The 13,771-nt window shown below is 63.3% G+C and carries 14 protein-coding genes; 7 read left to right on the top strand and 7 right to left on the bottom strand.

The genetic code is table 11. The annotated features are described in order from the left end of the window. Nucleotides 1–11: 11 nt before the first annotated feature. Complete coding sequence (locus NKG59_RS10885) at nt 12–1,187, top strand: vWA domain-containing protein (RefSeq protein ID WP_253536714.1); 1,176 nt, start codon at nt 12–14, stop codon at nt 1,185–1,187. A gap of 57 nt (nt 1,188–1,244) precedes the next feature. On the opposite strand, the gene NKG59_RS10880 is transcribed toward NKG59_RS10885, so the two are convergent. Beyond that, nucleotides 1,245–2,060, bottom strand: a complete 816-nt coding sequence (locus NKG59_RS10880) for a hypothetical protein (protein WP_253536713.1) — start codon at nt 2,058–2,060, stop codon at nt 1,245–1,247. A gap of 544 nt (nt 2,061–2,604) precedes the next feature. On the opposite strand from NKG59_RS10880, the gene NKG59_RS10875 reads away from it, so the two are divergent. Next, nucleotides 2,605–3,003: a nuclear transport factor 2 family protein gene (locus tag NKG59_RS10875; RefSeq protein WP_253536712.1), complete on the top strand. Its 399-nt coding sequence runs from the start codon at nt 2,605–2,607 to the stop codon at nt 3,001–3,003. A gap of 64 nt (nt 3,004–3,067) precedes the next feature. On the opposite strand, the gene NKG59_RS10870 is transcribed toward NKG59_RS10875, so the two are convergent. The 3 genes from NKG59_RS10870 to NKG59_RS10860 all read right to left on the bottom strand — a co-directional run bounded on the left by NKG59_RS10870 (nt 3,068) and on the right by NKG59_RS10860 (nt 5,420). Beyond that, nucleotides 3,068–3,943: a class I SAM-dependent methyltransferase gene (locus NKG59_RS10870; protein WP_045204444.1), complete on the bottom strand. Its 876-nt coding sequence runs from the start codon at nt 3,941–3,943 to the stop codon at nt 3,068–3,070. Between the two features lie 8 nt (nt 3,944–3,951). After that, nucleotides 3,952–4,710 carry a tetratricopeptide repeat protein gene (locus tag NKG59_RS10865; RefSeq protein ID WP_253536711.1) on the bottom strand — a complete coding sequence of 253 codons (759 nt, stop codon included), beginning with the start codon at nt 4,708–4,710 and terminating at the stop codon, nt 3,952–3,954. 200 nt (nt 4,711–4,910) lie between these two features. After that, nucleotides 4,911–5,420 carry a DUF1993 domain-containing protein gene (locus NKG59_RS10860; protein WP_253536710.1) on the bottom strand — a complete coding sequence of 170 codons (510 nt, stop codon included), beginning with the start codon at nt 5,418–5,420 and terminating at the stop codon, nt 4,911–4,913. A gap of 437 nt (nt 5,421–5,857) precedes the next feature. Here NKG59_RS10860 and NKG59_RS10855 point away from each other — a divergent pair, with 437 nt between their 5' ends. Together NKG59_RS10855 and NKG59_RS10850 are read left to right on the top strand one after the other, a co-directional pair. Next, entirely contained in the window at nt 5,858–6,589 is a 732-nt protein-coding gene (locus NKG59_RS10855; protein ID WP_253536709.1) for a type IV pili methyl-accepting chemotaxis transducer N-terminal domain-containing protein, read from the top strand. Nucleotides 6,590–6,668: 79 nt separating this feature from the next. Beyond that, nucleotides 6,669–7,403: a type IV pili methyl-accepting chemotaxis transducer N-terminal domain-containing protein gene (locus tag NKG59_RS10850; protein ID WP_253537481.1), complete on the top strand. Its 735-nt coding sequence runs from the start codon at nt 6,669–6,671 to the stop codon at nt 7,401–7,403. Nucleotides 7,404–7,410: 7 nt separating this feature from the next. On the opposite strand, the gene NKG59_RS10845 is transcribed toward NKG59_RS10850, so the two are convergent. From NKG59_RS10845 to NKG59_RS10835, 3 genes are all read right to left on the bottom strand, one after another. Beyond that, complete coding sequence (locus NKG59_RS10845) at nt 7,411–7,908, bottom strand: DNA-deoxyinosine glycosylase (RefSeq protein ID WP_045204448.1); 498 nt, start codon at nt 7,906–7,908, stop codon at nt 7,411–7,413. A gap of 8 nt (nt 7,909–7,916) precedes the next feature. After that, nucleotides 7,917–9,839 carry a molecular chaperone HtpG gene (gene htpG / locus NKG59_RS10840; RefSeq protein ID WP_253536708.1) on the bottom strand — a complete coding sequence of 641 codons (1,923 nt, stop codon included), beginning with the start codon at nt 9,837–9,839 and terminating at the stop codon, nt 7,917–7,919. Nucleotides 9,840–9,941: 102 nt separating this feature from the next. Beyond that, a complete protein-coding gene (locus tag NKG59_RS10835; RefSeq protein ID WP_253536707.1) occupies nt 9,942–11,495 on the bottom strand; it encodes an aminotransferase-like domain-containing protein in 1,554 nt (517 codons plus the stop codon). 52 nt (nt 11,496–11,547) lie between these two features. On the opposite strand from NKG59_RS10835, the gene NKG59_RS10830 reads away from it, so the two are divergent. The 3 genes from NKG59_RS10830 to NKG59_RS10820 are packed head-to-tail and all read left to right on the top strand — an operon-like array spanning nt 11,548 to nt 13,731. Continuing rightward, nucleotides 11,548–12,267, top strand: coding sequence for an alanyl-tRNA editing protein (locus tag NKG59_RS10830; protein WP_253536706.1), 720 nt, complete (start codon nt 11,548–11,550; stop codon nt 12,265–12,267). 9 nt (nt 12,268–12,276) lie between these two features. Next, nucleotides 12,277–13,215, top strand: a complete 939-nt coding sequence (locus NKG59_RS10825; RefSeq protein WP_253536705.1) for a DMT family transporter — start codon at nt 12,277–12,279, stop codon at nt 13,213–13,215. Nucleotides 13,216–13,260: 45 nt separating this feature from the next. Then, nucleotides 13,261–13,731, top strand: coding sequence for a RidA family protein (locus tag NKG59_RS10820; RefSeq protein WP_004629056.1), 471 nt, complete (start codon nt 13,261–13,263; stop codon nt 13,729–13,731). The last annotated feature ends 40 nt before the right edge of the window (nt 13,732–13,771 follow it).

The raw sequence follows: 13,771 nt of genomic DNA, 5'->3' as shown, positions 1-13,771 counted from the left end.
GGAGGACCACCATGCTCATCGATTTCTTCTTCACGCTGCGGCACGCCAAGCTGCCGGTCTCGGTCAAGGAATACCTGACGCTGCTCGAAGGGCTCAAGCAGCAGGTCATCGCACCGTCGCTCGACGAGTTCTACTTCCTGGCGCGCATGACGCTGGTGAAGGACGAAAAGCATTTCGACAAGTTCGATCAGGCGTTCGGCGCCTACTTCAAGGGTGTGGAAGGCGCGGTGGATTGGCGCGCGGATATTCCGCTCGATTGGCTCACCAAGAAGCTGGAGCGCGAGCTGTCACCAGAGGAGAAGGCCAAGATCGAGGCCATGGGCGGCCTCGACAAGCTGATGGAGCGCCTGAAGGAACTGCTGAACGAACAGCACGAGCGCCACGAAGGCGGCAGCAAGTGGATCGGAACCGGTGGCACATCGCCGTTCGGGCACGGCGGCTACAACCCGGAAGGCATCCGAATCGGCGGGCCATCAAAGGGCAACCGCACCGCAGTCAAGGTGTGGGAAGCACGCGCATACAAGGACTACGACGACACCGTTGAACTCGGCACGCGCAACATCAAGGTGGCGCTGCGCCGCCTGCGCAAGTTCGCGCGTGATGGTGCGGACATCGAGCTGGATCTGGACGACACGATCCACTCCACTGCCGCCAACGCCGGTCTGCTCGACATCAAGATGCGCCCCGAGCGGCACAACAACGTCAAGGTGCTGATGCTGATGGATGTGGGCGGCTCGATGGATGACCACATCAAGCGCGTGGAAGAACTTTTCTCCGCCGCCAAGACCGAGTTCAAGCACCTCGAGTATTACTACTTCCACAACTGCGTCTACGAATGGCTGTGGAAGAACAACCGGCGCCGCCACGCGGAGCGCTTCTCCACCTGGGACGTCATCCGTAAATATCCGCCCGACTACAAGCTGATCTTCGTGGGTGATGCGACCATGAGCCCGTACGAAATCCTCCAGGCCGGCGGCTCGGTCGAATACAACAACGCTGAAGCCGGCGCCACGTGGCTGAAGCGGCTGATCGAACAGTTTCCTAAATTCGTCTGGCTCAACCCCGAGCCGGAAGGCCTGTGGGAATACCGTCAGTCCATCTCGGTCATCAACCAGATCGTGAAAACGCGGATGTATCCGGTGACGATTGCCGGGTTGGAATCGGCGATGCGGCTGCTATCCAAGTGATGTTTTCGGGAAGCTCGTCTCCCTTTTCGCCTCCGGCCGGCGCCGGCGCTATCCGCTTCACCGGTCCGGCAACATAGCGTAGGCCGCCTCGATGATTCGTTGCGCCTCTGCTGAACGCTGCTGAGCCGGCACGCCAAGCTGTTCTGCAACGCGCACGGCCAGCCCACGAATCTGGGGCCGATCCGCTGGAGCGGCAAGCTTGCCCTTCACCCGTTGCGAAAAATTTCCGTCAAGAACGTGCTGCTCACGCCAGTGACCAACACCGCTTGGCAGGACAGAATCGATAAAGGCAGCGAAGCGGGCGGTAGGTCCGGCTTCGCTTTGCACACGCCGGGCGATTTCCGCGGGGCCTGCAGAACGTGCCTCCAGAACCAGATCGTTGGCAGTAATGCGGGCGTCGCGGCCCGTTTCTGCGTTGAAGTGCAGCGTAGTTTCCAGGCCGTCGCGGCGCTTGGCGAAGCGGCCGTCGGATGCAAGCACCGCGGGCCCAGCGGCCCAGGCGTCCATCACGACCGTCCGCTCCGGCTGCTCGGCAGTTGGGGCGTGCGGCACCCGGCCTTCCGCCCAAGCGTGTCCTGCGGCCGGATCACTCACGTAATGCACCTCTTCGTCAGGCGCCAACCGGCGGCTGTGATAGACGCTCGTCGTGCTCGTGTGCTCGCCACAATTTCCTGCGCCGAATACCGATGCCGCGGCGGCGGAATAAGGCGCCCGTTGGGCGAACGCGTTCCAGGGCACCTTTGCTTTCCGCTCACGTTCCAGCCTGAACGTCCGTGCTGCCTTCGTCCGCCATGTACTTTCGTTGTGGGTGGCTTGCACGTCCACGTCGACGTTACCGCGACCATGTTTGAGCAATTGGCGGGTCTCGTTCACGCTGGCATTCGCCAAGCGAAGGCGAGATATTTCCGATGCGGCCACCGGGCGCCCATCCACTGCACGCGCAAGCAGGTACGCAGCGAGTGCCAACTCCGCGTCGGAAATCTTGGCCGGCGCGGCCGAAACCCGTGCCGCCCCGCCGGTACGCGAGGCGGGAAGATTCGCAAACGCGGGGGAACGTGTGCGCACCGTCGGTTGACTTGCCCCTTCTTGAACCGTGCGCTCAGTCGGGGATACAGACGATGGCAACGGTGAGAGACTGCGCGATGGCTCGCCTGTGATTTTCTTGTGCATGCCGGACCTCCAATCGGAGGTCGAAGGCTACCGGAGTCTCGCCGTCGATCTGCAAACCCATGCGAAAAACGGGATCAGGGGACGAAACCGGATGAAGATGCAGTGCCCTGCGTATTCCTCTTCGGAAGAGCACCGATTACCTGACGCGTAATCGACACCATCCACGCCGGCGCCGAAGATGAAGCCATCCAGCGCAATCGATCATCACCGCGCTGGCAAAGCTTCCCACTTCGAACGGAGAAACGCCATGACTGCCACCCAACTCGCCGCCAACGACACGCTCGCCGATACGCTGGTCGACCGTTACATTGCCGCGTGGAACGCGACGGACGCTGCCCAGCGCCGCGCCCTCGTCGCGCAGACCTGGACAGAAGGCGCCACGTATGTCGATCCGCTGATGCAAGGCACCGGCCATGACGGCATCGACGCCCTCATTGCAGGCGTGCAGGCCAAGTTCCCCGGTTTCCGCTTTGCGCGCGACGGCGGCGTGGATGTTGTGCAGGACACGATCCGCTTTCGCTGGACGCTCGGCCCCGAGGGCCAGGCGCTGGTCAAGGGCACCGACTTCGTGCGAATTGAAGGTAGCCGTATGCAAACGGTGACCGGCTTCATTGACCAGATGCCCGGCATGGGCGAGGCCGCCTGAGCCCTCTCCCCAAAAGCAAACGCCCCGCACTGCCGGGGCGTTTTGCATTGGCTGCATACAGAAATCAGATGGACAGCGCGTCTTCCTGGCCGGCATTGGCACTGCGCAGTCCTTCTGCCCAGCCTTTGGTCGGCAGCTTGAGCGAGGCCTGCAGCGCTGCGGCACGCGCCTGCACGGCTTCCCAACTGACGTGCAGCGGCGGGCCATTGAACGCCAGCGCAATCACGTTGCCGTCATGCACTTCCGGGAACACCAGCACGCGGTTGTCGAATGCATCGCAAATGCGCTCGATATTGCGCGGGAAGCTGGTGTGATCGCCAAACAGGTTGATCGTCATCACGCCTGGCGAGCGCAGTACCTGGCGGCAAGCCTTGTAGAACGCCGGCGTATCCAACACGGGGCCGCGCGCGGTGGCGTCATACAGGTCGATCTGCAGGGCATCGACGGTGCCGTGGTGGCTGGCGTCCATCACCCAGTCGTAGGCATCCTGCTCAAGCACGCTCAAGCGCGCGTCGTCAAACGGCATGCCGAACATGCTGCGCGCCGCGACGATCACGGACGGGTTCAACTCCACCGCCGTCACCTGCGCGGGCGCGAGTTGGCGATGGCAGAACTTCGTCAGGGCGGCAGCGCCGAGACCGAGTTGCACGACGTGGAAATCCGGCCTCGTGGCCGGATCGAGAAACAGCAACCACGCCATCATCTGCTGTGCATATTCCAGTTCGATGGCATCGGGCTTGGACAGGCGCATGGCGCCCTGCACCCATTCGGTACCGAAGTGCAGATAGCGCACACCTGCCAGCTCAGAGAACGTGACCGGCGCAAAGCGCGGGGCCATGCGCTTCGGTTCATCGTCGTGGTCGAGGCGGTCTTCGCGCTTTGCGCGGGCCGGGCGGCGCGAGGCGACGGCCTCGATGGATTTACGTTTCAACAGCGTCATAAAGCGGATCAACGGGAAGAAGACTGAGCGGCAGCAGCGCGCTGCAGCCACTCGCGATTGTGGTCTTTGGCATAGCGCGTCCAGTGCTTGGCGTCGCGCAGAATCTCTTCAAACAGGGCCTGGGCGCGCTGCTTGTCGGCGTCGTTGTTCTGCGCGAGCAGCCATTCGCCGAAGAGGCAACGGGCAGCCGCATCGTTCGCACAGGTCAGGGCTTGCTCGAATGCTTGACGCGTATTCGGCGCATTTGTCGCGGCCAATGCGCGTGCGTACAGCAATGTCGGCTCGGGTTGCTGGCGCGTCACGCGATGCGCTTCGAACAGTTTGTCGAGCGTGCCCTTGGCAAGTGCCGCATCGCCCGTGGCGAACTGCGCGCGGGCCAGACCCAGCAGCACGGCCGGGTCGCCGGCAAACGGGCCTGTAGCCGCCTGCTCGAAATGCTCGCGCGCCTCCTTGGCATCGCCAGCGTCCAGCAGCGCTTCGCCCAAGCGCAGGCGGTGTTGCACGGTTGGCGCACGGTCGAAATCGTTGCGCGCTTCGCGCACGGCACGGTTTGGGTCGATCAGTTGCGTCACCGCGCGGCTGGCAACACGTGCGCCGCGCGAGTGGCGCATCTCGGGCAGATAGATGGCGAAGAAATACACCACGCTGCCCAGCAATGGAAACGCAAAGAGGATGAACAACCAGTACATGTTCTGGTTGTTGCGCACAACATGCACCGCAAAGAACAGCGCGACGATGACGTGAAACCCGATTCCGAGAAACGGCATGTGAAGGCCCGAGAGTGAAATGCACCGACGCCCCCCGCGTCGGCCACGGGCGCGATTGTGACAGATGCGCTGCGGCGGAGGTGTGACGCGCCCTTAACGTTTGCGCATGGACACCCCCGAACGCGCATGGAGCTGCCCCATCAATAACCGCCGGTGCCTGTCGTCAGGCAGCCGGCGTTGTCTTTGAAGCCAGGCGCTTCTTAGGGGCGACCGAGAAAATCCATCTTGCCGATCTCCACACCGTTATGGCGCAGCAGCGCGTAAGCGGTGGTGACGTGGAAATACAGGTTCGGCAGCACGAAGCCACGCAGGTAGTCGATGCCCGTGAACTGCAGCTCGCGCGTCGGGCTCTTGAGCGTGATCTGGCGATCTTCGCTGCCGGCGAACGCAGCAGGGTCGATGCTGTTGACGAACTCCGGCGTCTTGGCAATGCGCGCCTTCAGCTCTGGAATGGTCGTCTCCACATCCGGGTACGACGGCACCTCGTTGCCAGACAGACGCGCCGCACCGCCCTTGGCCTGGTCACAGGCAATCTGCACCTGCCGCGTGAACGGATGCATGTCCGGCGCCAGACGCGCGGTCATCAGATTTGCCGGGTCGAACTTCTTCGCTTCTGCGTAGGCAGCCGCCTTGTCGAGCAGGTCCGACAGGTTACCCAGCATGCGGTTCACGGTCGGGACCAGAAACTCGTACATCGAAGGTGTGGTCATGGAAGTGATTTCCTTGGTATGCATCGTTGGGGCCGCCGACGATCTTCTGCACGATCCGCCGGCGCCGCGCTCCTTTGCGCAGGGGCACAGTGTAGGCCAGCGACTCCGCCACTGCATGACGCACGCGCACGCCTCGTCATGAGGCATTTGGCACGAGATTAGTGCGGCGGCTCCTCCTGACGTGTGCTGATCGACGGTGCCGCCCTCATCTCGTGCGTGGCATGGCTATTGCATTGGCAAGGACAAGGCCAACGGCGGCCTTGATACACCTTGGCACATCGCAATGACACGCTCCGCAGGGGGCGTCCGGGGCAACGGCGCTCCGAGGCGACACGGCACGACCCGGGCAACCGGTGCGTCGCCAGCTCGCTTCGGAGCGCCTTTTTTTTTGGCCGACGCGCGGCATCAGCCGTCGGCACCACCACCAAGGCAATGACATGAACGCTTCCTCCACCCCGGCTTCTGGGGCCGATGTGTCCGTCGAGACCATTGGCGAGCTGATCAACCTGTCCGGACGGCAACGCATGCTGTCGCAACGGATCGTGCTGCAAATGGTGTTGGCCGCTCAAGGTCACGCCGCCGCGCTCGACATCGCACGGTCATGCTTGACGACATTCGCGTCGGCACACACCGATCTTGTCGAGGGCAATGCACGCCTGCCCGGGGCATTCTCGGAAGCGCTGCGTCAGCTCTACTTCGGCAAGCTGCGTGGTGACGCGCGCGTCCGCGAGTTCATCGTTCTGGTCAAAAGCGCTATCGATACCTTGTCGACCAGCACGGCCCAGCGCAAGCCGTCTCTTGATGCGCTCGTGGCGCAAGCCACGCCCATGCTGGAACTGCTGCAGACCATCACGCAGGCCTATCAAGAAGAGATGCACGTGTGCGAAGTCGCACTGCGCAAACGCCAGGCAGAAATTGCCGCGCACCTCGGGCGCATCTCCATGCAGGCCAACATCGTCGCCATGAACGCGCGCGTCTCGGCGGCGCGTGCAGGGCCGTACGGGCGTGAATTCTCCGTCATCACGACGGTGCTCGCAGACATCATCCAGGAGATGGACCAGTTGATCCGCAATGTCGTCGGAACCGACGATGCCGCGCAGCCCGGTGCCGGCACGCGCCGGCCATCGACGCCGGCATCGCGAACGTTCGGGCACATGTCGCTGCGTTGATCATGAGACGGAGAACCGCTTGAAACCCTATCTGCAATTCATCCGCTTGCTTGTGTGCTCCGCCCTGCTATCGGGGCTGATGGGGAACGCGTGCGCGCAGCCGCTGACGATCAACGCGGCCATCAACAAGGCGGGCCGCCAGCGCATGTTGTCGCAGCGCATGGCCAAGGCGTATTGCCAGATCGGCCTGGGCGTGGAGGTCGAGCGATCGAAGAAGATTCTCGAGCAGTCCGTCGCGCTCTTTGATCGGCAGCTTACGGAGTTGAAGGCATTCGCGCCCACACCCGAGATCAAGGACACCTACGCCAAACTTGAACAGACATGGCTCGTCTACAGGCAGTTGCTGACAGCCAGCGAGCCCAACATCGACAACGCGAGGAAGATCGCCCAAGCCAGCGAAGACGTGCTGAAGCTCGCGCAACAGGGCACGGTGCTGCTGGAGAAACAATCGGGCACGTCAACGGGCAAGCTGATCAACGTGGCCGGCCGCCAGCGGATGCTTTCGCAGCGCATTGCCAAGCTGAGCATGTTCCGTGCGTGGGACATTACCTCTGCGCAGATGACACAGGATCTCGATTCAGCCATGAAGGAATTTGCGGCTGCTCAGGCCTTCCTCACGTCTGCGCCGCAGAACTCCGGGGCAATCAACAGTGAACTGCAACTCGCCAGCACGCAGTGGCTGTTCTTTGCCGAAGCACTCAAACAGACCGAAGGCACGCGCGCAGAGCAGTTGCGCAACGTTGCCACAACCAGCGAACGCATTCTTCAGGTAATGGATGACGTGACCGGCCTGTACGAGGGGCTGACAAGGTAGCAGAGCGCTACGACAGCCACTCACGCAGCGCTTGCCACGCCACCAACTTTTGGGCGTACGGCACGGCTGCATAAGCAGGACTGCTGGAAGGGAGTTTGAGGATGGTGTGCTGGTCGCCGATGTCGCCCAGTGCCTTCACACCCATGCGCGCGGCGGTGCCGCCGTTAAAGGCGATCACCGCCAGCTCGGGTAGTGAAGCAATGAGGCTGGCCAGATCATTTCCAGCATGGTCGCGAATCTTGCTGTCGAGACTGCCTTCTCGCTTGGCCTCCGCCACCACATCCCACAAGCCGATGCGATGCGCGAGCAGCGTCTTCAAGCGTGCGGCGTATTCCATGTCTGGCAGGTCCTGGCCGATTACCTCACCGGCCAGGCGCCAGAACTGGTTGTGCTTGTAAGCGTAGTACTGCGATTGCGCAAGCGATGCTTCGCCGGGCAGGCTGCCCAGGATCAGCACGCGCGTGTGCGCGTCGACCACAGGCGGAAAGCATCGCTTGAGCGTCACGCTTGTCGTCAGGCCAGCAAGCGGTTCACGCGTTGCACGTAAGCTGCCGGGTCGGCCAACGCGCCGCCTTCAGCCAGCAGCGCCTGATCGAACAGCACGTGCAGGCGATCTTCAAACGCGGCGCGATCGGCTTCGTTGCCGGTCACGGTTTCCAGCAGCGCGAGCTTGCGCACGAGCGGGTGCGTCGGGTTCAGCTCCAGCACCGGCTTGCTGTCGGGCGCTTGTTGGCCCGCCTGCTTGAGCAGACGTGCCAGCGTGCCGCTGATGTCGCCTTCATCGGCCACGAGGCACGACGGCGAATCGGTCAGGCGATGCGTGATGCGCACGTCCTTGGCCTTGTCGCCCAGCACCGCCTTGGCACGCTCAACCAGCGGCTTGAACTCGCCCTCCACCTTGGCGTGCTCGGCCTTCTCGGCCTCGTCTTCCATCGCGCCCAGATCGAGATCGCCACGCGCCACCGACACCAGTTCCTTCTCTTCGAAGTCGTGCAGGAACGAGAGCATCCACTCGTCCACGCGGTCGGTCAGCAGCAGCACTTCCACGCCCTTCTTGCGGAAGATTTCCAGATGCGGGCTCGACTTGGCAGCCGTCCAGTTTTCGGCCGTCACATAGTAGATCTTGTTTTGGCCTTCCTTCATGCGGCCGATGTAATCCGCCAGCGAGACGGTCTGGGCGCTGTCTTCGTTGTGCGTGGAAGCAAAGCGCAGCAGCTTGGCAATGCGGTCCTTGTTGGCGTGGTCTTCGCCGATACCTTCCTTGAGCACCTGGCCGAAGTTCTGCCAGAACGTGGCGTACTTTTCCTTCTCGGCCGCGTCATCCGACTCGGCCATCGATTCGAGCATGCCCAGCACGCGCTTGGTGGAGCCTTCCCGGATGGCCTTCACATCGCGGCTTTCCTGCAGGATTTCGCGCGAGACGTTCAGCGGCAAATCGGCCGAATCGATCACGCCCTTCACGAAGCGCTGGTAGCCGGGCAAAAGTTGCTCGGCATCGTCCATGATGAAGACGCGCTTGACGTACAGCTTCAGGCCGCTGCGGCGCTCGCGGTCCCACAGGTCGAACGGCGCGTTGGTCGGGATGTACAGCAGTTGCGTGTATTCGCTGCGGCCTTCCACGCGGTTGTGCGTCCAGGCGAGCGGCTTGCCGTTTTCGTGGGCGATGTGCTGGTAGAAGGCGATGTACTGATCGTCCGTCACATCAGCGCGCGGGCGTGCCCACAGTGCGCTGCCCTGGTTGATGGTTTCCCATTCGTCCTGGGGCACCATCGTTTTCTTCTCTTCGTCCCACGCTTCCTTGCGCATCTGGATCGGCAGGGAGATGTGGTCCGAATACTTCTGCACGACCGACTTCACGCGCCAGGCGGAGAGGAAATCGTCCTCACCCTCGCGCAGGTGCAGCGTGATGGTGGTGCCGCGCTCGGCGCGTTCGATGGTGTCGACGGTGAACTCGCCGTCGCCGGTGCTTTCCCAGCGCACGCCTTCATTGGCGGCTACGCCAGCGCGGCGCGATTCCACCGTCACGCGATCGGCCACGATAAACGCCGAGTAGAAGCCCACGCCAAACTGGCCGATCAGCGCGGCATCCTTTTGCTGGTCGCCCGAAAGCTGGCTGAAGAACTCGCGCGTGCCCGAGCGGGCGATGGTGCCAAGGTTGCGGATGGCTTCATCGCGGCTCATGCCGATACCGTTGTCGGCAATCGTGATGGTGCGCGCGGCGGCATCAAAACCGATGCGGATGCCCAGCTCGCCACCGCCTTCGAGAAGCGACGGGTTGGCGATGCCCTCAAAGCGCAGCTTGTCCACCGCATCTGACGCATTGGAAACCAGCTCCCGCAGGAAGATTTCCTTGTTGCTGTACAGCGAGTGGATCATCAGATGCAGAAGCTGCTTCACTTCTGCCTGGAAAGCCATCTTCTCGTGCGGTGCGCTCATGGTGTGCATAAAAAGTCTGGAAAGTGGAAAGAGAAGCGGGCTACACCTTGCGCGTGCGCCCGCATGAATTTGTGAAGCTAGATGTGGCGTGGCGCCCGGTTTTCAAGCCCCGCGTTCGAGCTGTTCCGCCAGGAACCGGAGCAAGTCCGGGTCCGTGCTGGTCGCAATGTTGAAGCGCATCCAAGTCGACGGCATCTGCGACGGCGAAAACAGGCTCCCAGGCGCAAACACATAGCCGTGCTCGTGCCCGGCGCGCGCGATGGCATTGGTGTCCTGCCCGGTATCGGCCCAAAGGAACATGCCCGCGCCCTGCTGCGCAAACAGCTTCAGGCCCATGCGCTCGAGGTTCCGCTGAACGGCATCGCGCGCACGGTCCAGGCGGCCGCGCACGCGTTCGACGTGCTTGCGATACTGGCCTTCGGTGAGGATCTTGTAGAGCACGCGTTCGTTGATCTCGGGCGTAGCAAACCCTGTCAACAGCTTGGCATCGGTCAGGTTCTTGGCCAGTTCCGGGTGGCAGGCAATGAAACCCACGCGCAAGTTCACCGCCAGCGTTTTGGAAAAGCTGTTCAGATAAATCACCCGGCGTAACTGATCCAGGCTTGCGAGCCGCGTCGCCTGATAACCGGGCGGTGCAAGATCGCCATAAATGTCGTCTTCAACGATCAGAAAGCCGTACTGCTCAGCCAACCGCAACAACTGGAATGCCTTGGCAGCCGAGAGCGACGTACCGGTCGGGTTGTGCAGGATCGAGTTGATGACCAGCAGCTTGGGGCGACGCGCCTGTACCAACCCTTCCAGCGCGACCAAGTCCGGCCCCTCGGTGGTGTAGGGCACACCGATCACCTGCGCACCCTGCGCGGCAAAACGGCCGAACATCAGAAACCATGCCGGATCGCCCACGAGCACCGTGTCGCCCGGCTGCACATACTGACGCGCGATCAGGTCAAGTGAGGCCGTGATCCCCGAGGTCACCACGATCTGTTCGGGTCGCGCACCAATCTCCAGCTCGGCCAGCCGTGTTTGCAGTTGCTGGCGCAGCGGCAAGAAGCCCTGCGGCGTGCCCAGCGACAGAAATTGGTTGCCGTTCAGTCGCCCCAGCGAGCGCAGCGCGTTGGCGATCAGCTCGCCATCCAGCCACTCGTTGGGCAAGAAGCCCACACCCGGCGCCTTGCGCGGCTCGGCAGAATGGAACATGTTCCGCAGCAGCCAGGTCACGTCGATCTTGCGGGCGGCGGTGGGCGGCGGCGCGACTGGCTCTTCGGGCAGCGGCGTGTGGCGCTCCTTCACATAGAAGCCCGAGCCCCGGCGCGATTCCAGATACCCCTGCGCCACCAGCCGCTCGTACGCCTCCACCACGGTAAACCGGGAAATGCTCTTCTCCTGCGCCAGTTGCCGGATCGACGGCATGCGCATGCCTGCGCGAAACACCCGCTCGTCAATGCGCATGCGCGCCCATTCGGTGAGCTGGTCCACCAGCGTCATCTGCGCCGACGGAATCGGATCCGGCAACTGCTCCGCCGCCGGGCGGGCAGCGGCGCGGCGGCCATCCAGGCTGATGATGTGAGAGGTGGAATTCATGACGAGGTAGGCGGAAGCGGGCTGAAAACTGTACAGAAAGCACCACGACAAAGTGTACAGGTACTGTACAGACACAGTTCGGTAGCATCAAGGTCAGAATTCCGCCCCAGCGAACCGGAGACATCACATGCCCACGTTGAAACGTTTTGACGAAGACGCCTACCGCGCCACCTGCGACGCCACTGTCGTCGCCGTGCATCCGGAGGGCATCGAGCTGGACGCAACGGTGTTCTACGCCCGCAGCGGTGGCCAGGCCGGCGACACCGGCACGCTCGCCCTGGCCGATGGGCAAGCCGTTGCGATTGCCGACACCGTCTACAGCCCCGATCGCCAAACCGTTCTGCATGTGCCTGCCGACAGCGCTGGCCTCACGCGGCTCGCGCCCGGCACGCCCGTCACGGCCGCAATCGACTGGGAGCGGCGCCACCGGCTGATGCGGCTGCATACATGCCTGCACCTGCTGGGCTCGCTGATTCCCGTGCCGGTCACGGGCTGCGGCATCTCGCCAGACGCCGGCCGCATCGATTTCGACCTGCCGGAATCGACGCTCGACCGCGACACGCTCACCACGCAACTGAATGAACTCATCGGCCGCAACACGCCGGTGCGCATCGACCTGATCACGCCGGAGGAACTGGCTGCACAGCCCGAACTCGTGCGCACCATCGGCGCGGCGCCGCCGGCGGGCGCATCGGCCATCCGCATCATCCACATCGACGGCATCGACCGCCAGCCCTGCGGCGGCACCCATGTGCGCGCCACCGGAGAAATCGGCCGCGTTGTCGTCACCAAGATCGAAAAGAAGAGCCGCCAGAACCGACGCGTGGCTGTGGCGTTTGCAGATTGAGCGGCCGCCATGAACAAATCCGCCGCCCTGCCCATTGCACACATTGACCACGCTGAACGCCGGGGCCTGTTGCTCGGCTTCGTCGGCGTGGCCATCTTCAGCCAGACGCTGCCGTTCACGCGCATGGCCGTCGCCGAGTTGGATGCCACCTTCGTGGCGCTGGCGCGCGCGGTGCTGGCGAGTGCGCTAGCGCTGACGATGCTGGCGGCCACGGGCGCGTTCTCCGGCGCCAAACGCCCGCGCGGCAATCAGTGGTGGCAACTTGCGGTGACGGCGCTGGGCGTGGTGGTGGGTTTTCCGCTGTTTTCATCGCTGGCGATGCGCGATGTGCCGGCGGCCCATGGCGCCATCATCACCGGCCTGCTGCCGCTTGCGACCGCCATCTTTGCTGCCTGGTTCGGGCGCGAGCGGCCGTCTGCAGGGTTCTGGCTCTGCGCAATGGTGGGCAGTGTGCTCGTCGTTTCATTTGCGCTGCTGCAAGGTGCCGGCACGCTGCACCGCGCCGATTGGCTGCTCTTCGCCGCGATGGTGACGGGCGCCCTCGGCTATGCCACCGGCGGCAAGCTCGCGCGCCAGCTGGGCGGCACGCAGACGATTGCCTGGGCGCTGGTCGTCTCGCTGCCCGTGCTGCTGCCGCTGGTGGGCGCGCTGGCGTGGCTGCCGTCGACACATCAGGCCGAAGCGCTGGCACATGCGTCGTCCCGCGCCTGGATCGGGCTGGCTTACGTGTCGGCCTTCTCCATGTTCATCGGCTTCCTGTTCTGGTACTCCGGCCTGGCGGCAGGCGGTGTTGCGCGGGTCGGCCAGATACAATTGCTGCAACCTTTCATGACGTTGATCGGCGGTTGGCTGCTGCTGGGCGAATCGCTCGACACCCCCACCGTGCTGTTTGCGCTGGCTGTGATTGCCGTGGTCGGCATCGGCCGGCGAACGTCGGTACGCCGATAGCAACGTCTTCCCTCTTTTGTTTACCGCACTCAACAAGGAGTCTTCATGACCGCCTCGCACGACGCACAGGCCAAGCTCAAGCAACTCGGCATCGAACTGCCCGCCGCTGGCGCCCCCGCTGCCGCCTACGTCATGGCCGCGCAAACCGGCAATCAGGTCTTTCTGTCCGGCCACATCGCCAAGAAAGACGGCAAGCCCTGGGTTGGCAAGCTCGGCGCCGACATGACCACCGAGCAAGGCAAGGCCGCGGCACGGGCCATCGCCATCGACCTGATCGCCACGCTGAACACGCACCTCGGCGGTGACCTCAGCCGCGTCAAGCGCATCGTCAAAGTGATGAGCCTGGTGAACTCCACCCAGGAATTCACCGAGCAACACCTGGTGACCAACGGCGCATCGGAACTGTTCGCCGACGTGTTTGGCGACGCCGGCAAGCATGCCCGCAGCGCCTTCGGCGTCGCACAGATTCCGTTCGGCGCGTGCGTCGAGATCGAACTGATTGCCGAAGTCGCCTGAGCGACGCTTTTTCGCGCAGTCTCTAAGGTGACGGCCCAAT

Origin of the sequence: Ralstonia chuxiongensis (assembly GCF_024158925.1) — a bacterium.
GTDB classification, from domain to species: domain Bacteria; phylum Pseudomonadota; class Gammaproteobacteria; order Burkholderiales; family Burkholderiaceae; genus Ralstonia; species Ralstonia chuxiongensis.
Note: the sequence above shows the minus strand (reverse complement) of the source record. Positions and strands in the feature narration are given on the sequence as shown.

Coding starts and splice junctions, on each gene's coding strand:
- NKG59_RS10885 (WP_253536714.1), top strand. CDS start 12: ATGCTCATCGATTTCTTCTTCACGCTGCGGCACGCCAAGCTGCCGGTC.
- NKG59_RS10875 (WP_253536712.1), top strand. CDS start 2,605: ATGACTGCCACCCAACTCGCCGCCAACGACACGCTCGCCGATACGCTG.
- NKG59_RS10870 (WP_045204444.1), bottom strand. CDS start 3,943: ATGACGCTGTTGAAACGTAAATCCATCGAGGCCGTCGCCTCGCGCCGC.
- NKG59_RS10865 (WP_253536711.1), bottom strand. CDS start 4,710: ATGCCGTTTCTCGGAATCGGGTTTCACGTCATCGTCGCGCTGTTCTTT.
- NKG59_RS10860 (WP_253536710.1), bottom strand. CDS start 5,420: ATGACCACACCTTCGATGTACGAGTTTCTGGTCCCGACCGTGAACCGC.
- NKG59_RS10855 (WP_253536709.1), top strand. CDS start 5,858: ATGAACGCTTCCTCCACCCCGGCTTCTGGGGCCGATGTGTCCGTCGAG.
- NKG59_RS10850 (WP_253537481.1), top strand. CDS start 6,669: ATGGGGAACGCGTGCGCGCAGCCGCTGACGATCAACGCGGCCATCAAC.
- htpG (WP_253536708.1), bottom strand. CDS start 9,839: ATGAGCGCACCGCACGAGAAGATGGCTTTCCAGGCAGAAGTGAAGCAG.
- NKG59_RS10830 (WP_253536706.1), top strand. CDS start 11,548: ATGCCCACGTTGAAACGTTTTGACGAAGACGCCTACCGCGCCACCTGC.
- NKG59_RS10825 (WP_253536705.1), top strand. CDS start 12,277: ATGAACAAATCCGCCGCCCTGCCCATTGCACACATTGACCACGCTGAA.
- NKG59_RS10820 (WP_004629056.1), top strand. CDS start 13,261: ATGACCGCCTCGCACGACGCACAGGCCAAGCTCAAGCAACTCGGCATC.